Below are 18,271 nucleotides of genomic sequence, written 5' to 3' on the forward strand. Positions count from 1 at the left end.
TCACCCCGTGTGCTCCGCCAGCCGGTCCAGAAACTCCGTCTGCGCCTTCACGATCAGCGACCTGGCCCGGTCCAGACCCAGCCACTCGACCCGGTCCAGCTCCGGAAACTCCTGGCTGCGCCCCGACTTCGGCGGCCACTCCATCTCGAAGGTGCCGGGGACGACGGTCGCCGGGTCGAGATCGGCCTCGACCGCCCAGGCGGTGACGACCTTGCCGCCCGTCTGCCGGATCTCGCCGAGCGGCACGGCCTTGCCGTCGGGGGGCGGCAGGCCCAGTTCCTCCTGGAACTCGCGGCGTGCGGCGTCCCAGGCGCTCTCGTCGGGCTCGTACTCGCCCTTGGGCACGGTCCAGGCGCCTTCGTTCCGCCGCGCGAAGAAAGGCCCGCCCATATGGCCGAGCAACACCTCAAGGCCGCGGTCCGTGCGCCGGAACAACAGCAATCCGGAGCTGCGCCTGCCTGTCCTCACCGGGTCACCTCGGGGTGCGCGGCGAGCAGCGTCCCGACCGTGTCGGCCTCGGCCGGGGTCTTGTCCTCGCGGTAGCGCACGACGCGGGCGAACCGGAGGGTGACGCCGGCCGGGTAGCGGGTGGATCTCTGCAGGCCGTCGTACGCGATCTCCACGACGAGTTCCGGTCGTACGGTCACGACGTGGCCGTTGTCCTCGACGGCCAGCTCTCCCAGCCGCTCGGTCTGCCAGGTCAGCATCGCGTCGGTCATGCCTTTGAAGGTCTTGCCCAGCATGGCGAAGGAGCCGTCCTCGTTCCGCGCGCCCAGATGCAGGTTGGACAGCTTCCCGGTGCGTCGCCCGTGGCCCCACTCGGCTGCAAGAACCACCAGGTCCAGGGTGTGTACGGGTTTGACCTTGAGCCAGGAGGCACCGCGCCGGCCCGCGCTGTAGGGGGCGTCGAGGGCCTTGCAGACGACGCCCTCATGGCCCCGGGCGAGTGTGTCCACGAGGAACTTCTCCGCCCCGGCGAGGTCCTCGGGTCCTGCCACGAGCGTGCGCCTCACCCGCATCGGCTCGGGCACCAGCCGCGCCAGCTCCGCGTGTCGCTCGATGAAGGGCAGGTCCAGCAGATCGTGCCCGTCGACGGACAGCGCGTCGAAGAAAACGGGGGAGACCGGCACCGCTGCGGCGGCGGTGGCCACGTCCACGCGCGAGCCCACCCGCCCTGCGATCTCCTGGAAGGAACGCGGCACCCCGTCCTCGTCCAGGGCGATGACCTCACCGTCCAGGATGAACCGGGTCTGTTTCAACTCCCTCGCGGCAATGGTGAGTTCGGGCAGTCGGTCGGTGATGTCGTCGAGGGTGCGGGTGTAGATCCGGACGTCGTCGCCGTCGCGGTGGACCTGCACGCGGATCCCGTCGAGCTTCTCCTCGACCGCGCAGTCGCCGAGCTTGTCGACCGCCTCGGACACCGAAGGGGCAGTGCGCGCCAGCATCGGCAGCACCGGGCGGCCGACGGTGAGCCGGAAGCCGTCCAGCGCCGCCGGGCCGCCGGAGAGCAGCGCCTGCGCCACCGTCTGCAGCGATCCGGCGAGCATCACCGCCCGTCGTACGTCCGCGGACGGCGCGCCGGTCGCCTGGGCGAGCCCCTCCACCGCGACGGCGTCCAGCGCGCCCTGCCGTACCTCACCGGTGAGCAGCCCGAACAGGAAACGCTGCTCGTCCGCGGTGGCCGCCGCCATCAACTCGCCCACCAGGCGCCCGCGTTCGGCCTGCGATCCGGCACCGGAGACGCCGCCGAGTTCGGTGAGCCGGGCGTCCACCTCGCGGACGGTCAGTGTCGGTTCCGGCGCGGGGGAGACGGGCGTACTGAGGATCTTCCAGCCGATGCCGAGGCGTCCCTGCGGCAGGCGGCCCGCCAGATACGGGATCACGACCGGCACGTCGTCCGCCTCGGCGTCCCGGAAGAGCTCGGCGAGCAGAGCGGTCTTCCGGGACCGCGCCGAGGTGGCGGCGACCTCCTGGGACACGTGGGCGAGCCGGCTCAGCAGCATGCAGCCATGGTGCTACGGAGCCGGCCGATACACACCCGCACGGCTGCTTTACGGCGGCGGGGCTGCTCTGCATCCGCACGGCTGCTTTGCGATTGCGGGCTGCTCTGCCTCCGCGGGGTTGCTGTGCGCCTGCGGGCTGCTCCGCCTCCGCACAGTTCCTTTGCGCCTGCGGGTCGCTCCGCACCCTGCTCGGTCGTTCCGCACCCCCGTTGCCGCTCTGGGTCCCCGGGGCTGCTTTACGCCCGCACGGTCGCGTCGAGGTCCGTGAAGAGCAGGTCTCCGTTGATCGTGGCGCCCGCCCGGTAGCCGGCGCTCGCCGCGTTGACGACCTGCTCCGCGAACCCCATCGCGTTGCCCGCCGCCCACACGCCCGGGACGGTCGTCTGCCCGGTCTCGTCGACCACGGGATACCTGCCGAAGGGGGTTTCCCGCAGCTCGGCGCCCAGTCGTTCCAGCAGGCCGGTGCGCGGGACCGCACGGGGTGCGACGAACACCACCGAGCGGGCGTGGACCGTGCCGTCCGCGAGCCGCACCCCGGTGAGCCGGTCGTCGTCGACGACGAGCCCCGCGACCTCGCCGGGCACCACACAGACCCCGGCCGCGGCGAGCCGGCGGAGGTCGTCATCGGTCAGTTCGGCCTCGGCGACCGTGTGCAGGAACAGGGTCACGTCCTTCGACCACTGGCTGACCATCAGCGCCTGGTGCACGCTCATCGGCGTGCCGGCCACCACCCCGAAGGCCTGGTCGCGGACCTCCCAGCCGTGGCAGTACGGACAGTGCACGACGTCCCGCCCGAACCGCTCCGCGACACCCGGCACCGGCGGCAGCTCGTCGGCCAGTCCGGTGGCGACGACCAGCCGTCGCGCGTGCACGGTCCGCCCGTCCGCCAGGGTCACGTCGAACTCCCCGGCGTCGTCGCGGATCACGTCCACCACACGGTCCCGGACCAGTTCCACGCCGTACCGCTCGATCTCCCGCCGGCCCTCGGCGAGGAACTCCGTGGGCGGCACACCGTCCCGCGTCAGATAACCCTGCATGTGCGCGGCGGGTGCGTTGCGCGGCTCGCCCGCGTCGACGACCAGGGTGGAGCGCCGGGCGCGCCCCAGGACGAGCGCGGCCGACAGTCCTGCCGCGCCGCCGCCGATGACGATCGCTTCGTACCTCTCGGTCATGGTGACCACCTCCATGGAGAAGGTCGCTCGAAGGTGGCAGGATTGACAAATGGCTTTGCTGATTCCGCAATACGGGAGTGAGTGACACGGGTATGGGTGACACGGGCGCGAGCGACATGAGCGCGAAAGAGGATGTGCAGGCGGATGAGGTTCTGGCCGAGGTCGGGCCACGGCTGCGGCGGATCCGGAAGGAGCGGGGGGCCACGCTCGTGGGGCTGTCCGAGGCGACAGGCATTTCGGTGAGCACGCTGTCGCGGCTGGAGTCCGGGCTGCGCAAGCCCAGCCTGGAGCTGTTGCTGCCCATCGCCCGCGCCCACCAGGTGGCGCTGGACGAGTTGGTCGGGGCGCCACCGGTGAGCGATCCGAGGGTCCGCTCCAAGGCGATGGTGCTGCACGGCCGTACGTACTGGCCGCTCACCCGGCAGCCCGGTGGACTCCAGGCGTTCAAGGTGCTCGAACCCGCTCGCAGGATGGAGCCCGACCCGCGGACCCATGAGGGCTACGAATGGCTGTATGTGCTCTCCGGGCGGCTGCGGCTGGTGCTCGGCGAGCACGACGTCGTACTCGGACCCGGGGAGGCCGCGGAGTTCGACACCCGCGTACCGCACTGGTTCGGGTCGACAGGGGACGGGCCGGCGGAGTTCCTGAGCCTGTTCGGTCCGCAGGGGGAGCGGATGCATGTCAGGGCGCGGCCCAGCCGGTCGTGACGCACACGACGGTTTCCTCATGGGCAAGCGACCGCTTAGTATGCGATGGACCCCGGTCAGACGAAGAAGTCCGTGGAGGCTCCACATGCAGGCATGGCAAGTGCACCAGAACGGCGAGCCGGGCGAGGTGATGCGCCTCGAAGACGTGGCGCGGCCGGTGCCCGCCGAGGGCCAGGTCCTGCTCAGGGTGCGCGCGGCGAACATCAACTTCCCGGACGCGCTGATGTGCCGCGGCCACTACCAGGTCAGGCCGCCGCTGCCGTTCACGCCCGGTGTGGAGATCTGCGGCGAGACGGAGGACGGCCGCCGTGTACTCGCCAACCCCGCGCTGCCGTACGGCGGTTTCGCCGAGTACGCCGTCGCGGATGCCGCCGCCCTGCTGCCCGCGCCCGAGGCCCTCGACGACGCCGAGGCGGCGGCTCTGCACATCGGCTACCAGACGGGCTGGTTCGGTCTGCACCGGCGTGCCGGCCTGGAAGCAGGCGAAACCCTCCTCGTGCACGCGGCGGCCGGAGGCGTCGGCAGCGCCGCCGTGCAGCTCGGCAAGGCCGCCGGTGCCACGGTCATCGGCGTCGTCGGCGGGGCCGACAAGGCCGCCGTCGCCCGCGAGCTGGGCTGCGACGTCGTCATCGACCGGCGCGCCGAGGACGTCATCGGCGCCGTGAAAGCGGCCACCGGCGGCCGGGGCGCCGACGTGATCTACGACCCCGTCGGCGGCGAGGCCTTCACCCAGTCCACCAAGGTCGTCGCCTTCGAGGGCCGGATCGTCGTCGTGGGCTTCGCGAGCGGAACCATCCCGAGCCCGGCGCTGAACCACGCCCTCGTCAAGAACTACTCGATCCTCGGCCTGCACTGGGGCCTCTACAACACGAAGAACCCGAAGCTCGTCCAGCAGTGCAACGAGCGGCTCACCGAGCTGGCCGCGCAGGGTGCGATCAAGCCGCTGGTGAGCGAGCGCGTGCCGCTCGGCGGTGCCGCGGCGGCCGTGCAGCGGGTCGCCGACGGCGTCACGACGGGCCGCGTCGTCGTGGTCCCCGCGCTCGGAAACGGAGCAGCCACATGACCGACGCAGCCGAACTGCACCGCCGTACACAGGAGTTGCTGGCCGCCCACCCGCCGCTGTCGATGGACCGGGCGGCCTTCCTCAAGGCCCGTTTCGACGCCGGACTCGCCTGGGTGCACTACCCCGAGGGCCTCGGCGGCCTCGGTGTCCCGCGCACGCTCCAGGCCGTCGTGGACGCCGAGTTGGAGGCCGCCGACGCGCCCGACAACGACCCCCGGCGGATCGGTATCGGCCTCGGCATGGCCGCGCCGACGATCCTCGGGTACGGCACGGAGGAGCAGAAGCGGCGTTTCCTGCGCCCGCTCTGGGTCGGGGAGGAGGTCTGGTGCCAGCTCTTCAGCGAGCCGGGAGCCGGTTCGGACCTCGCCGCCCTCGGCACCCGGGCCGTTCGGGAGGATGGGGGCCCCTCCCGCTCGAGTGAAGCCGAGAGTGGGGGAGGCTGGGTGGTCAACGGGCAGAAGGTGTGGACGTCCAGCGCCCATCTGGCCCGCTGGGCGATCCTCATCGCCCGCACCGACCCGGACGTGCCCAAGCACCGCGGCATCACGTACTTCATCTGCGACATGACCGACCCGGGCGTCGAGGTAAGGCCGTTGCGCCAGATCACCGGCGAGGCCGAGTTCAACGAGGTCTTCCTCACCGACGTACGCATCCCGGACGCGCACCGCCTCGGCGAGGTCGGCGACGGCTGGCGGGTCGCACAGACCACGCTCATGAACGAGCGCGTATCCATCGGCGGTATGCGCATCCCGCGCGAGGGCGGCATGATCGGCCCGGTCTCCAGGACCTGGCGCGAACGCCCCGAACTGCGCACCCACGACCTCCACCAGCGGCTCCTGAAGCTGTGGGTCGAGGCCGAGGTCGCCCGCCTCACCGGGGAGCGGGTGCGCCAGCAGCTCGTCGCGGGCCAGCCCGGCCCGGAAGGCTCCGGGCTGAAACTCTCCTTCGCCCGCCTCAACCAGGAGATCAGCGGCCTGGAGGTCGAACTCCTCGGCGAGGAAGGCCTGTTGTACGACGACTGGACCATGCGCCGACCGGAGCTGGTCGACTTCACCGGCCGCGACGCCGGCTACCGCTACCTCCGCTCCAAGGGCAACAGCATCGAGGGCGGGACCAGCGAGGTCCTGCTGAACATCGTCGCCGAACGCGTGCTGGGCCTGCCCTCCGAGCCGCGCACCGACAAGGACGTCGCATGGAAGGACCTCGCGCGATGAGTGACTTGTTGTACTCGGAGGAGGAAGAGGCGCTGCGCGCCGCTGTTCGCGGCCTCCTCGCCGACCACTGCGACGCGGCGAGCGTCATCGCGCGCACGGAGTCCGACGCGCCGCACGACCGCGACCTGTGGAAGGCGCTCTCCGACGGGATGGGCCTCGCCGGTCTCCTGGTGCCCGAATCGCAGGGCGGCCAGGGCGCCACGCACCGCGAAGTCGCCGTGATCCTGGAGGAGTTGGGCCGCGCGGTCGCGCCCGTGCCCTACCTGACGAGTGCCGTCGTCGCCACGGAGGCGCTGCTCGCCTGCGAGAGCAAGGAGGCCGCGGAGCTGCTGGGCGCGCTGGCGTCGGGACGGACCGTGGGCGCTCTCTCCGTCGCCCTGTCCGTGCCGCCCGGCGGCGCCTACAAGGTCGTACGGCACGAGGGCGGCGCCCTGCACGGGGAGTTGACCGGCATCGCCGACGCGGCCATTGCCGACGTGCTGTTGGTGCCCGCGGACGACGGCGGGCTGTACGCGGTCGACGCTTCCGCAGTGACCGTCACCGCGCAGGTGTCCCTGGACCTGACCCGGCCCTTGGCGAAGGTGACCCTCGACGGCGTGTCCGGTCGTGTGCTCGGGGATGCCGACCCCGCCGTACAACGCGCGCTGCGCGCCGGTGCCGGACTGCTCGTGTCCGAGCAACTCGGTTCGGCCGACTGGTGCTTGACGGAGACGGTCCGTTACCTGAAGGAGCGCAAGCAGTTCAACCGGCCCGTGGGCGGTTTTCAGGCGCTCAAGCACCGGCTCGCGCAGCTGTGGCTGGAAGTCGTCAACACGCGCGCCGTCGCCCGGAACGCCGCCGACGCGCTCGCCACCGGCAGCGAGGACCTCGACGTGGCGGTCTCCGTCGCCCAGGCGTACGCGGCGCCCGTCGCGGTCCACGCCGCGGAGGAAGCCCTCCAACTGCACGGCGGCATCGGCATGACCTGGGAGCACCCCCTCCACCTCCACCTCAAGCGCGCCAAGGCGGACTCGATCGCGTACGGCACGGCGGGGGCGCACCGCGAGGCGCTGGCCGCACTGGTCGACCTTCAGGCGCCCTGAGCCAAGATTTCGTTTCTACCGGGCCCGCTCCCAATTCGGGGGCGGGCCCTTTGTGTTACCTGTCGCGGGGCCCGCGTCTGAACGTACGGCCTACGAGGTGAACCTACTGAGACAGTCCAGCCAACTCCCGGCACGGGCCTGCTCCTTGGGTGCCGCTGGATCGCATACTCGCTGAGGTCCTTTACGGCACTTCCAGGGAGGCAGACATGGCCCTCATCACCCGTCGCAGAGCCCTCACCACCCTCGGCGCCGCCCTTGCGGGCACGCTCGCGCCACCCGCCGCCTCCACGTTCGCGGTCGAGTCGAAGCACCGCCCGCGCCCGCTGTGGCGCGCCCACGCGCACAACGACTACGAGCACCCGCGCCCCCTCTTCGACGCCCTCGACCACCGTTTCGGCAGCGTCGAGGTCGACATCTACCTCGTCGGCGACCAACTCCTCGTCGCCCACGACCCCGTCGACCTCGACCCGGCCCGCACCATCGAGTCCCTCTACCTCGACCCCCTCGCCGCCCGAGTGAAGGCCAACCACGGCTCGGTGTACCGGGGTTACCGCACGCCCCTGCAACTCCTCATCGACATCAAGACCGAGGGGTCCTCGACGTACCTCGAACTCGACCGTCACCTGCACCGCTACAAGAACCTCTTCACCACGTACAAGCACGGCCGCGTGTACCCCGGCGCGGTCACGGCCGTGATCTCCGGTGACCGTGCCGCCCGTACGCCCATGGAAGCCCAGAGCGTGCGGCGCGCCTTCTACGACGGCCGGCTCGCCGACCTCGGCAGCGCGGCGCCCGCCTCCTTCGTGCCGCTGATCAGCGACAACTGGACGCTCAACTTCACCTGGCTGGGCAACGGGCCCTTCCCGGCCGCCGAGCGTGAAAAGCTGCGGGGCATCATCGCCGCGGCGCACGCGCGTAGGCAGAAGGTGCGGTTCTGGGCGACGCCCGATCTGGCGGGGCCGGCCCGGGACGCGCTGTGGACCGAACTCCTCGCCGCCGACGTCGACTACGTCAACACCGACGACCTCGCGGGCCTCGAAGCGTTCCTGGACGTCCACTAGTTCCAGGCAGCACAACGCACGCACGCATACGCACGCTTGAGCGACCGCACGACTGGTCGTAGACATCACACGTTCGGGGGACACGTCAGCCGCCCGGACGAACCCTCCGCTACGCGACACTTGCGGCCGAAAGCCGCGGTGTCGACGTGGCGGAGGAGGTTGACGATGGCCATTTCCATCTCTGTGGTGGTACTGCTCCTGATCCTCGCGGTGGTCTTCGTGCGCAACGGCGCACTGAAGCTCTCGCACGCCGTGGTCTGCGTACTGCTCGGGTTCTATCTGGCGAGCACGAGCATGGCGCCGACCATCCATGACGGCCTCACGGCGACGGCGGACATCGTGAGCAGCCTCAAGCCGTGAGCCCCCGGCGGTCGATGAGGCGCACTGTCGGCGGTGGCGTCACGGGGTTGAGAACACGCCGATGGCGTTCGGTACCGGGCGTTCGGCGCCTGCGCTGGGGTGGTTGACGACGCTGACGGCGTTCGCCCCGGGCTGCTCGGCGACCATCGTGGTGGAGCCGCCGCCGTCGAGACTGAAGGCGTCGACGGATCCCAACTCCCGCATGATCTCGGCGACCTCGGCGATGGTGAGTCCGCTCCGGTACTCCGGCGCGCCGTCCAGGGCAAGGAGATACAGACGCCGCCCGCCGTCCGCGATGCCCACCGCGGTCCGTACGGCCGCGGTCGTGTCGTTGAGACCGGGCAGCGGGAGGCCGTCGTCGAGCACCGGATAGCCGCCGAGCGCGAAGCTGTACGGGATCCTGGAGGTGTCCGCCACCAGACGGTGACCCACCCGGACCGGCAGGCCCGCCGACAGCTTCCGTAGCTCCTGGGCGCCCGCTTCGCGGCCCACCAGGACGGTCGTGCCGGTAGCGATGGGCCCGTTACCGGGTGTGTCGGCCGTCGACACGACCCGCCCCTTGCGGACCGTCACCTCGTAGGTGTCCGTACTACAGGGCGCTGCTCGGTCGGTGTCCGTGCCGCAGGTGGCACGCACCCGGGAGACACTTCCCCAGTCCGAGGTGAACGCGCCGATCGAACCCACCGGCAGCGCGTACTGGTTGAGCCCGCCGAGCGGCCACTTCCCCTCCTGGCTGCGTACGTAGCCGTCCAGGGCCAGGCCGTCCAGCCGGGCCTTGCGGTCGACGCCCACGCCGAGCACGTCCTCGGTGGTCCTTCCCGGCGGCAGAGCCGGTCCGAAGCGCTGTCCGTCCGGGACCGCCGCTTTCAGGGCGCGCCCGCTCGCGATCATCGGGCCCACGCTCGCGCCCGTCGCCGTGACTCCAGGATGCTGGGTTTCCGTGATGTTGAAGAAGTCGCCGTTGATGCCCGCGACGGCACCTCGGGCGCCGGCGAGCTGGGAGAGGGGCGCACGGGACGCGACCGCTCCGGGGTACATGAGGTCGACCCTTACATGTGGGTCGCGCATATCGACGGTCAGCACATGTGCGTGCGTCACACCCTTTGCGGCGTGGATGTCCATCTCCGTGTACTGGACGCCGGCCGCGATCCGTGTGCCGCTCGGCGCGCCGCTGGCCGGTGCCGCCCCCGCAAGGGCGGTACCGGCCAGCGCACTTGTTGCCGCGACAACCGTCAGTACTGTTCTGAATCGTCCACTGCGACGTGTCACTGTGCCCTGCCCCCTGATGTCTCTGATGTCTCATCAACTGCCGGAGAACTCAAGGGGAGTTCATCAGAAGGCGGGTGTCCGTAGCAGTGGCTACCCGCCGACCAGACGGGAACGGGTCAGAAAACGCACTCCTTCGGGTGCTTCCAGCGAGAAGCCGCTGCCTCGGCCCGACACGACATCGACGATCAGCCGCGTGTGGTTCCACAGCTCGTACTGGCTCTTCGCCATCCAGAACGTCACCGGCTCCTCGACGCCCTCGACCTCCAACTCGGCGAGCAGGACGTCCGAGCCGCCGGTGCGGAACTCGCCCTCCGGATAGCACATGGGCGCGCTGCCGTCGCAGCAGCCGCCGGACTGGTGGAACATCAGGGGTCCGTGGATGTCCCGCAGCCGCCGCACCAGTTCGGCGGCCGCGGGGGTCAGCTCCACGCGCGGGGTGGGTTCCACAACAGCGGCTCTAGAAGAAGCCGAGCTTCTGAGGGGAGTAGCTGACCAGCAGGTTCTTGGTCTGCTGATAGTGGTCGAGCATCATCTTGTGGTTCTCGCGGCCGATGCCGGACTGCTTGTAGCCGCCGAACGCCGCGTGTGCGGGGTAGGCGTGGTAGCAGTTCGTCCAGACGCGGCCCGCCTGGACGGCACGGCCCGCGCGATAGGCGGTGTTGATGTCCCGCGTCCACACGCCGGCCCCGAGCCCGTACAGCGTGTCGTTGGCGATCTTGATGGCGTCGTCGAAGTCGTCGAAGGACGTGACCGAGACGACCGGGCCGAAGATCTCCTCCTGGAAGATCCGCATCCGGTTGTCGCCCTCGAAGATCGTCGGCTGGACGTAGTAGCCGCCCTTCAGCTCCCCGTCGTAATCGACGCGTTCACCGCCGGTGAGAACCTTGGCCCCCTCCTGCCGGCCGATGTCGAGATAGGAGAGGATCTTCTCCAGTTGGTCGTTGGAGGCCTGCGCACCGATCATCGTGTCGGTGTCGAGCGGGTGTCCCGGCTTGATGAGTTCGGTGCGTGCGACCGCCGCCTCCAGGAACTCGCGGTAGTTTCCGCGCTGGATCAGCGCCCGGGACGGACAGGTGCACACCTCGCCCTGGTTGAGCGCGAACATCGTGAAGCCTTCGAGGGCCTTGTCGCGGAAGTCGTCGTTCTTGGCCCAGACGTCGTCGAAGAAGATGTTGGGCGACTTGCCGCCCAGCTCCAACGTGACCGGTTTGATGTTCTCCGAGGCGTATTGCATGATCAGCCGCCCCGTCGTGGTCTCGCCGGTGAACGCGACCTTCGCCACCCGCGGACTGGACGCCAGCGGCTTGCCCGCCTCCACGCCGAAACCGTTGACGATGTTCACCACACCCGGCGGCAACAGATCCACGATCAGGCTCATCCAGTAGTGGATGGACGCCGGGGTCTGCTCGGCGGGCTTGATGACGACCGCATTGCCCGCGGCGAGGGCCGGGGCGAGCTTCCAGACCGCCATCAGGATCGGGAAGTTCCACGGGATGATCTGCGCGACGACGCCGAGCGGCTCGTGGAAGTGGTAGGCGACTGTGTCGTCGTCCAGTTCGCCCACCGAGCCTTCCTGGGCGCGCACCGCCCCCGCGAAGTAGCGGAAGTGGTCGATCGCGAGCGGGATGTCGGCGGCCAGGGTTTCGCGCACCGGCTTGCCGTTCTCCCAACTCTCGGCGACCGCCAGCTTCTCCAGGTTCGCCTCCATCCGGTCGGCGATCTTCAGCAGGATGTCGGCGCGCACGGCGACCGAGGTACGCCCCCAGGCGGGCGCGGCCGCGTGCGCCGCGTCGAGCGCGCGCTCCACGTCCTCGGCGGTGCCCCGCGCGATCTCCGTGAACGGTTGCCCGTTCACCGGGCTCGGGTTGTCGAAGTACTGGCCACGCGCCGGCGGAACGTACTCTCCGCCGATGAAGTGGTCGTAACGCGCCTGGTAGGAGACGATCGCGCCGTCCGTGCCGGGCGCCGTGTAACGAGTCATGCTGGTCTGCCTCCCGGAGAAGCGCCGCCCGCCGTTGGGCAGCTCTCGCCGCGAGGCTAGGAGCGGCGACGTTGCAAGTACGTTGCGGAGGTTCGTGGATCCCCCTCGGGTGCCGGTCGCGTCCGCGGCGGGTCCGCCGACTGCGGAGAAGCCTCCGACTGCGGAGAAGCCTCCGACTGCGGAGAAGCCACGGAGTGCGGAGAAGCCACGGAGTGCGGAGAAGCCACGGAGTGCGGAGAAGCCACGGAGTGCGGAGAAGCCACGGAGTGCGGAGAAGCCACGGAGCGCGAAGAAGCCACCGAGAGTGAAGAGGCCGCCGAGTGTGACGGGACGGGCGGGTACGAGAGGGCTGCCGAGTGCGACGGAGTGGCCAAGTCCGAGCGGGGGGCCGACAGCTCGGACTCCAGCGCGCTCAGGTGCGCTCGTACGGCCGCAGTCGGCCGCACGGCAGCCAGCGCCCGCCATACGTCGAGATCCTCCTCGCCCCACGGCGCATGGGCCCAGTCCGCCAACAGGTCGGGATCCCGGCGGGCGATGAGCGCCATGCGCAGCCCGTCGGCGAGCCTGCGCCGCAACCTCACCACCGCCGGGGCCCCCGAACCGGGCAGCAACGGACCCGTGTACGCCGACGCGGCAGCCGTCACCGCACCGGTCCCGAGCCGTCGTTCGACGACCGCGACATCGGACTCGACCGGCGTCGTGAGCCGATAGGGGCGCGAGTCCAGCAGCGCCGGGCCGAGCAGCCGACGCAGCCGGGTGAGCTCGGCGCGCAGTGTCACCGGCGACACCGATTCGTCCTCGTACAGCGCACACAGCAGCTCGTCACCCGTCAGTCCTTCCGGGTGCCGTGCCAGCAGCACAAGGATCTCGCTGTGCCTGCGGCTGAGCCCGACTTTCCTGCCGCCCGTGACCAGTTGAGCCTCGTCGCGGCCCAGCGCGGACAGCTCGATGGCGCCGGCGGTTGCCCGCGGCGGTGCGAGCAACGCCAACTGGGACTCCGCGGCCCTCGCCACCGCCTGCACGAATCCGAGACTGTGCGGATGCGCGAGCCGGTCCCCGCCGGTGATGTCGACGGCACCGAGCATCCGCCCGGTGCGCGGATCGTGCACCGGCGCCGCCGCGCATGTCCACGGCTGGACCCGGCGGAAGAAGTGCTCGGCCGCGAACACCTGAACCGGCCGGTCCACCGCGACCGCCGTGCCCGGCGCGTTCGTACCGACCGAGGTCTCCGACCAGCGCGCACCCGGTACGAAGTTCATCCGCCCCGCCTGTCGCCGCGTCACGGGATGGCCCTCGACCCACAGCAGCCTGCCCTGGGCGTCGCACACCGCCAGGAGATGTTCCCCGTCGGCCGCGAACGTCCCCATGAGCTCCCGGAACAGCGGCATGACCCGGGCCAGCGGATGCTCCGCCCGGTACGAGCCGAGATCACCGTCCGTCAGTTCCACGCTCGCGGTGCCGTCCGGTATGACACCGGCCCGCGCCGAACGCCGCCACGAGTCGGCCACCACCGAGCGGACCGGCCGCGGCACCGTGCCCGCCTCGGTGAACGCCTTGTGGGCACGGCGCATGACCCGCACCCGCTCGGCGGGATCGGCGCCCGGTTCCAGAGCCACCCATGGATCGGTCAACTCGGCCTCCCGGAAAACGATGCGGCTGGCCCCATCGTCACGCGCGGTGCGGATCCGGACAAGCTCTGTGACCATTCCCCCGGCCGGACGGACAGCTGACGGGCCGGTGGCCGGTGGCTCAGGCGAAGTTGACGAGTCTGATGAAGCGCGTCCAGTCCCAGTTCGGCCCCGGATCGGTGTGGTCCGAGCCCGGCACCTCGTAGTGGCCGATGATGTGCGCGCGGTCCTTGGGAATGCCGTATCTGGTGCAGACCGCCGCGGTGAGCTTGGCGGACTCCTCGTACAGGGCGTTGGTGAAGTAGACGGGCTGGTCCACCCAGCCCTCGTGCTCGATGCCGATGCTGCGCGTGTTGTAGTCCCAGTTCCCCGCCTGCCAGGCGATGTCCCGCTCCCTCACGCACTGCGCCACATGCCCGTCGGCCGATCTCACCAGGTAGTGGGCCGACACCTTCTTCTGCGGGTTCTGGAAGATGGACAGGGTGTCGGAGTAGTTCTCCTGGGTGACATGGATGATCACGTAGTCGACCGGATAGCTCGTCGGCCGGCTGGACGCCGTGTAGTTGGAGGTGGTCGCCGGAACCCACTCGGCCGGCGGGTAGTCGACGGCCGCGGCTTGTGCCGTGGCCCGTGCGTCGGGGAGTAACGCGTAGGGGAGGGCGGTGAGAGCGGCGCCCTTCAGGACGCGTCGCCGGCTGGGGGACCATCTGGCCCGTTCCATGGTGTGTCTGCCTTTCGTTGTGGCGGGGCGAACGCCCCGCGAGACACTTGGGCTCGGCGGCCCCACGCCGGGGAGCCATGCCCTGACCGCAGGGTGAACCATGACCTCAGTGCCGGACAGCCGTGGCGCAGTGGCGGTGAACCGTGACCTGCCGGACAGCCATGGCGCAGTGCCGGTGAACCATGACCTCAGTGCCGGAGAGCTGTGGCCTGAGTGCTGCCGTACTGCTGGAGTTTCAGTGCCGGATCGCCATCGGCTCGGCGCCGGATCGCCATGGCTTCAGTGCTGGCACGTGATCGCTGCTGTACTGGAAACGGTCGGCTCACGGCCCGAGTGCCGCGGCCGTCCCGCGCAGCTGCGCGTGCAGTCCGCCATGAGTCTCGCGTGCCGGAAGCCATTCCTTGCGGAGCTTGGCGATGCACGTGCAATTGGTGTCGCAGTCGTTGGCGGGCGGCGACCCGACCGCCTTGGGCGCGAACTGGTACGCGTCCAGCTCGCTGAATCCGTAGTCGCGCACCAGCCGTCGCACCAGGCCGAGCTGGGATATCCGGAACGCGTCCTCCAACGGGCGTGCGGAGCCGATCGTCCGGTGCCGGGCGCGATCCGAGCGACCGGCGGCGCGCCGCCGAACGTCCACGCGAACTCACCGGGTTCGGGCCGCACGGTCAGGATTCGGGGGTCGCTCATGGCTGGACAGCTCCGCTCTTCCGGGGTCGGTGGGCCGGGACACGCTGCCGTCGGTCCGACGGCTGTGCCTCGCGTGAATCACGGTACGGCGCCTACCGGTTGAGCACAGGAGACGGCCCTGAATCAGGGGACAGCGGCCGGACTGTGGACAACTCGGCCACCCGAAAGGGGGAACAGGGCTCCAGCGACGGGAGTCCTGACGTACGCCGACGGCTTCCTGCGCCTGCCTCTGTCGGCCATCCGCCAACGTCCCGCGCCGGTAATCCGTCGGTAGTTTTGCTCTACGGCTATCGCCGAGTCCGGGACGCCGACCAGGCGTCCCGGCCGTTCATGGCACAGCTGGAACTGCCCGCAAACTTCGGACGCAGGACACTAGGACCGCCCTGCCACGGCCACGGCCACGGACGCCGGATCGTCGAGCACGGTGCGTACCACCGAGTGCGCCGCGCCCAGCAGTGGTCCCTCAGGACCCAGCCGCGAAACGGACACGGCACAGGCGGGCCCCGCCGTGCGTCGCGCCAACTCGCTTTCCAGCGCGGGCAACAACCATGGTGCGAGGCCGGACAGCGCTCCGCCCAGCACGACGGTCTCCGGGTCCAACAGGTTGACCGCTCCGGTGAGGGCGATGCCGAGCGCGGTTCCCGCTCCGCGCAGCGCACGACGTACATCCGCGTCGCCCCGAGCCGCACGCTCGGCGAGCAGGCCGACGCGGTCGCCGCCAGGCTCCAGCCCGGCGGCACGCAGAACGGCCTCCTCACCGGCGTACTGCTCCAGGCAGCCGCGGCCACCGCACGGGCACTCGGGCCCCTCCGGCCGGACCGGTACATGCCCCAACTCGCCTGCGAAACCGCGCGTTCCGCGCAGCAGTTGCCCGTCGACGAGCACTGCCGCACCGATCCCGATCTCCGCCGAAACATGCAGAAAGTCGCGCGGAGTCGCGTCGCCGAGCCAGAGTTCCGCGAGGCCCCCGAAGTTGGCCTCGTTGTCCACGGTCAGCGGCAGCTCGCCGGGCAGCAGGGCGCCGAGGTCCGTGTCGTGCCAGTCGAGGTTGGGGGCGCGGACCACGGTCCGTGCGTCCCGTGCCACCAGACCGGGCACGGCGACCGCCAGGCCTGCGGGCCACAGCCGCTCCCGCTCCGCCTCGGCGATGACCTGACGGATCATTCCGGTGAGTTCCGCGATCACGGGTGCGGGCGCCCGGCCGCGATTCTTCCCGTGCCGCAGTGCCCTCGCCCGCACCACGCCGCGCAGATCGACCGCGCACACCGCGAGATGGTCGACGCCCACTTCCGCGCCGATCCCCGCCGGACCGTGAGCGCTGACAGCGAGCGCCGAGCCGGGCCGCCCCACCCGCCCCGGCCGCTCGGGTCCCAGCTCTTCGAGGAGCCCCGAGCGGATCAACTCGTCCACGAGCGTCGAGATGGCTGCTCGGGTCAGGCCGATGCGCGAGGCGACGGCGGCACGTGACAACGGCCCCTCGGCATTGACCGTGTGCATGACCCGGGAGAGGTTGCGGCGCCGCATGCCCTGCTGGGTGTCGGGCAGGCGCCGGCCGGAACCGTTCGGATGGGCCTCGTGCAACGGTGCGGTCATGCCTCTCTCAGTCCTTGTGCGGCCTGTCCGTTCAGGCGGTCCGCTCTCAGTCCTTGTGCGGGTCGTGTATTCACACGCGCCGCTTCAGTTCCCGTTCGGCTCCCGCTCCAGCAGCGGGGCCGCGTCGGAGAGTACCCCGGCGATCCTGGCGAGCGTCTCCTCGTCCCGCTCCACCGCGTCGAGCACGGGCCCGCGGGCCGTGTTCCAGCGGCGCGCCACCGCGGCCGGGTCCTCGCCGGTCAGCAGACCCGCGGCCTGAGCGGCGGCGCCCAGTGCCACCAGCTCCCTGGCCTCCGGTACTTGGACGGGCCGCCCCGACAGACGACGTACGGTCTGCTGCCAGGTCGCACCCTGAGCGCCCCCTCCGATGAGCAGCAGTGGCGCGGAGCGGTCGGCGTCAGGGTCGAGCACCAGGTCGAGGGCGCCCAGCAAGGAGTGAACGGCGCCGTCGTACGCCGCCTGGAGCAGTTGCCCGCCGGTCGTGTCGTGCCGGAGCCCGTGCAGCAGCCCCGAGGCATGCGGCAGGTTCGGGGTGCGCTCGCCGTCCAGGTAGGGCAGGAGGGTCACGCCTGTGCTGGGCTCGACGGCCTCGCGGTCCAGACCGAGCAGCGCGGCCACGCGGTCGACAGCGAGTGTGCAGTTCAGCGTGCAGGCCAGCGGGAGCCAGTCGCCGCGCGCGTCGGCGAAGCCCGCCACTGTGCCGGTCGGGTCGGCGGTGCGGCGCGTGGAGACGGCGTACACCGTGCCAGAGGTGCCGAGGCTCAGGACCGGCGTGCCGGGGCGCAGCCCGAGTCCGAGCGCGGCGGCCGCGTTGTCGCCGGTGCCGGCGGCGACCAGCGTGCCTCTGGAGAAGGGCAGCCCACCCCTGGAGTGCACGGTTCCGGCTACCTCGCCGGGGCGGACCACCTGGGGGAGCAGCGCGGGGTCCAGGCCTGCGTGCGCGAGGATCTCGTCGTCGTACGCCTCGGTCCCCGATGCCCACCAGCCGGTGCCGGAGGCGTCCGAGCGGTCGGTGGTGCCCTGTCCCGTGAGACGTTCGGTGAGGTAGTCGTGGGGCAGGCGCACGGACGCAGTCGCGCGGACGGCGTCGGGTTCGTTCTCGGCCAGCCAGGCCCACTTCGTGACGGTGAAGGAGGGGCCGGGCACGCTGCCGGTGCGCTCGGCCCAGGCCTTCGGGCCGCCCAGTTCCTCCACCAGTCGGCGGGCCTGTGGTGCCGAACGGACGTCGTTCCACAGCAGGGCCGGGCGTACGGGGTCGCCTTGGGCGTCGAGTGTGACCAGACCGTGCTGCTGGCCGCCGATCGACACCGCCGCGGCCTCGCGCGCCGCGTCGCCGCACTGGTGCAGTGCCTCGCAGAGCGCGTCCCACCACTGCCTCGGGTCACTCTCGCGGCCCGCTCCGGAGGTCACGGTGTGCGGCGCCTGCCCGCTCGCCACGACCTGTCCGGTCGCTGCGTCGACGACCAGGGCCTTGGTGGACTGGGTGGACGAGTCCACCCCGACGACAAGCGGACCCTCGGCTGCTGACATCGGTTCTCCCTCTTCCGCGCCTTCGCGGGATCGGCCTGTTTTCGAAGTGCCCTGGACCACTGTGACGCGGGTTTCGCACCTTGTCCCTGCCCTCAGACAGCTTGTCCCCGTCTTCAGGCACCGTGTCTCTTCCCAGATATGCCTCAGCATACTAATTTGTTAAGCGCCATGACGAAATAGCCGAGGCCAGCAGGGAGCCG

At 70.7% G+C, this 18,271-nt stretch carries 15 protein-coding genes and 2 pseudogenes; 6 read left to right on the forward strand and 11 right to left on the reverse strand.

Annotated features, from left to right (window positions below):
- From ACFYPC_RS00635 to ACFYPC_RS00645, 3 genes are all read right to left on the reverse strand, one after another.
- Positions 1-468, reverse strand: coding sequence for an NUDIX domain-containing protein (locus ACFYPC_RS00635; RefSeq protein WP_388668441.1), 468 nt, complete (start codon positions 466-468; stop codon positions 1-3).
- Positions 465-2,003 carry an ATP-dependent DNA ligase gene (locus ACFYPC_RS00640; protein WP_388668444.1) on the reverse strand — a complete coding sequence of 513 codons (1,539 nt, stop codon included), beginning with the start codon at positions 2,001-2,003 and terminating at the stop codon, positions 465-467. The genes ACFYPC_RS00635 and ACFYPC_RS00640 overlap by 4 nt, the downstream gene beginning before the upstream one ends.
- 236 nt (positions 2,004-2,239) lie before the next feature.
- Positions 2,240-3,175 (reverse strand): NAD(P)/FAD-dependent oxidoreductase, encoded by a 936-nt coding sequence (locus ACFYPC_RS00645; RefSeq protein WP_388668447.1) that lies wholly within the window; start codon positions 3,173-3,175, stop codon positions 2,240-2,242.
- Between the two features lie 116 nt (positions 3,176-3,291).
- Between ACFYPC_RS00645 and ACFYPC_RS00650 the strand changes: the two genes are divergently transcribed.
- The 6 genes from ACFYPC_RS00650 to ACFYPC_RS00675 all read left to right on the forward strand — a co-directional run bounded on the left by ACFYPC_RS00650 (position 3,292) and on the right by ACFYPC_RS00675 (position 8,662).
- Positions 3,292-3,882 (forward strand): helix-turn-helix domain-containing protein, encoded by a 591-nt coding sequence (locus tag ACFYPC_RS00650; protein WP_388669960.1) that lies wholly within the window; start codon positions 3,292-3,294, stop codon positions 3,880-3,882.
- An 85-nt stretch (positions 3,883-3,967) separates the two neighbouring features.
- Positions 3,968-4,945 (forward strand): NADPH:quinone oxidoreductase family protein, encoded by a 978-nt coding sequence (locus ACFYPC_RS00655; RefSeq protein ID WP_388668450.1) that lies wholly within the window; start codon positions 3,968-3,970, stop codon positions 4,943-4,945.
- Entirely contained in the window at positions 4,942-6,159 is a 1,218-nt protein-coding gene (locus ACFYPC_RS00660) for an acyl-CoA dehydrogenase family protein (protein WP_388668453.1), read from the forward strand. The genes ACFYPC_RS00655 and ACFYPC_RS00660 overlap by 4 nt, the downstream gene beginning before the upstream one ends.
- On the forward strand, positions 6,156-7,241 hold the full coding sequence (locus tag ACFYPC_RS00665) for an acyl-CoA dehydrogenase family protein (protein ID WP_388668455.1): 1,086 nt from the start codon (positions 6,156-6,158) through the stop codon (positions 7,239-7,241). Before ACFYPC_RS00660 ends, ACFYPC_RS00665 begins: the two co-directional genes overlap by 4 nt.
- Positions 7,242-7,447: 206 nt before the next feature.
- The gene (locus ACFYPC_RS00670) at positions 7,448-8,302 is read left to right on the forward strand and encodes a phosphatidylinositol-specific phospholipase C/glycerophosphodiester phosphodiesterase family protein (protein WP_388668458.1); all 855 of its coding nucleotides are present in this window, start codon (positions 7,448-7,450) and stop codon (positions 8,300-8,302) included.
- Between the two features lie 165 nt (positions 8,303-8,467).
- Entirely contained in the window at positions 8,468-8,662 is a 195-nt protein-coding gene (locus tag ACFYPC_RS00675) for a hypothetical protein (RefSeq protein WP_365440206.1), read from the forward strand.
- Between the two features lie 39 nt (positions 8,663-8,701).
- Here ACFYPC_RS00675 and ACFYPC_RS00680 read toward each other — a convergent pair whose 3' ends face one another.
- The 8 genes and pseudogenes from ACFYPC_RS00680 to xylB form a co-directional block, all read right to left on the reverse strand.
- Entirely contained in the window at positions 8,702-9,931 is a 1,230-nt protein-coding gene (locus ACFYPC_RS00680) for a phosphodiester glycosidase family protein (RefSeq protein WP_388668461.1), read from the reverse strand.
- A gap of 90 nt (positions 9,932-10,021) precedes the next feature.
- Positions 10,022-10,378, reverse strand: a complete 357-nt coding sequence (locus ACFYPC_RS00685) for a DUF779 domain-containing protein (protein WP_388668464.1) — start codon at positions 10,376-10,378, stop codon at positions 10,022-10,024.
- Between the two features lie 10 nt (positions 10,379-10,388).
- Positions 10,389-11,912 carry an aldehyde dehydrogenase gene (gene adh / locus ACFYPC_RS00690; RefSeq protein ID WP_388668466.1) on the reverse strand — a complete coding sequence of 508 codons (1,524 nt, stop codon included), beginning with the start codon at positions 11,910-11,912 and terminating at the stop codon, positions 10,389-10,391.
- 383 nt (positions 11,913-12,295) lie between these two features.
- A pseudogene (locus tag ACFYPC_RS00695) lies at positions 12,296-13,543 on the reverse strand (GAF domain-containing protein); the annotation flags it as partial.
- Positions 13,544-13,661: 118 nt separating this feature from the next.
- On the reverse strand, positions 13,662-14,261 hold the full coding sequence (locus ACFYPC_RS00700; RefSeq protein WP_388668469.1) for an N-acetylmuramoyl-L-alanine amidase: 600 nt from the start codon (positions 14,259-14,261) through the stop codon (positions 13,662-13,664).
- A gap of 322 nt (positions 14,262-14,583) precedes the next feature.
- Positions 14,584-14,841, reverse strand: a pseudogene (locus ACFYPC_RS00705) (acetamidase); the annotation flags it as partial.
- Between the two features lie 479 nt (positions 14,842-15,320).
- On the reverse strand, positions 15,321-16,541 hold the full coding sequence (locus ACFYPC_RS00710) for an ROK family protein (protein ID WP_388668472.1): 1,221 nt from the start codon (positions 16,539-16,541) through the stop codon (positions 15,321-15,323).
- Between the two features lie 84 nt (positions 16,542-16,625).
- Positions 16,626-18,071: a xylulokinase gene (gene xylB, locus ACFYPC_RS00715; protein WP_388668475.1), complete on the reverse strand. Its 1,446-nt coding sequence runs from the start codon at positions 18,069-18,071 to the stop codon at positions 16,626-16,628.
- Between the last annotated feature and the right edge of the window lie 200 nt (positions 18,072-18,271).

Source organism: Streptomyces sp. NPDC005808, assembly GCF_042871385.1.
Taxonomy (GTDB): domain Bacteria; phylum Actinomycetota; class Actinomycetes; order Streptomycetales; family Streptomycetaceae; genus Streptomyces.

Excerpts from the sequence above, each read along its gene's own strand:
- ACFYPC_RS00700 (WP_388668469.1), bottom strand. The coding sequence starts at position 14,261 with ATGGAACGGGCCAGATGGTCCCCCAGCCGGCGACGCGTCCTGAAGGGC.
- ACFYPC_RS00670 (WP_388668458.1), top strand. The coding sequence starts at position 7,448 with ATGGCCCTCATCACCCGTCGCAGAGCCCTCACCACCCTCGGCGCCGCC.
- ACFYPC_RS00665 (WP_388668455.1), top strand. The coding sequence starts at position 6,156 with ATGAGTGACTTGTTGTACTCGGAGGAGGAAGAGGCGCTGCGCGCCGCT.
- ACFYPC_RS00655 (WP_388668450.1), top strand. The coding sequence starts at position 3,968 with ATGCAGGCATGGCAAGTGCACCAGAACGGCGAGCCGGGCGAGGTGATG.
- xylB (WP_388668475.1), bottom strand. The coding sequence starts at position 18,071 with ATGTCAGCAGCCGAGGGTCCGCTTGTCGTCGGGGTGGACTCGTCCACC.
- ACFYPC_RS00645 (WP_388668447.1), bottom strand. The coding sequence starts at position 3,175 with ATGACCGAGAGGTACGAAGCGATCGTCATCGGCGGCGGCGCGGCAGGA.
- ACFYPC_RS00640 (WP_388668444.1), bottom strand. The coding sequence starts at position 2,003 with ATGCTGCTGAGCCGGCTCGCCCACGTGTCCCAGGAGGTCGCCGCCACC.
- adh (WP_388668466.1), bottom strand. The coding sequence starts at position 11,912 with ATGACTCGTTACACGGCGCCCGGCACGGACGGCGCGATCGTCTCCTAC.
- ACFYPC_RS00710 (WP_388668472.1), bottom strand. The coding sequence starts at position 16,541 with ATGACCGCACCGTTGCACGAGGCCCATCCGAACGGTTCCGGCCGGCGC.
- ACFYPC_RS00660 (WP_388668453.1), top strand. The coding sequence starts at position 4,942 with ATGACCGACGCAGCCGAACTGCACCGCCGTACACAGGAGTTGCTGGCC.
- ACFYPC_RS00650 (WP_388669960.1), top strand. The coding sequence starts at position 3,292 with ATGAGCGCGAAAGAGGATGTGCAGGCGGATGAGGTTCTGGCCGAGGTC.
- ACFYPC_RS00675 (WP_365440206.1), top strand. The coding sequence starts at position 8,468 with ATGGCCATTTCCATCTCTGTGGTGGTACTGCTCCTGATCCTCGCGGTG.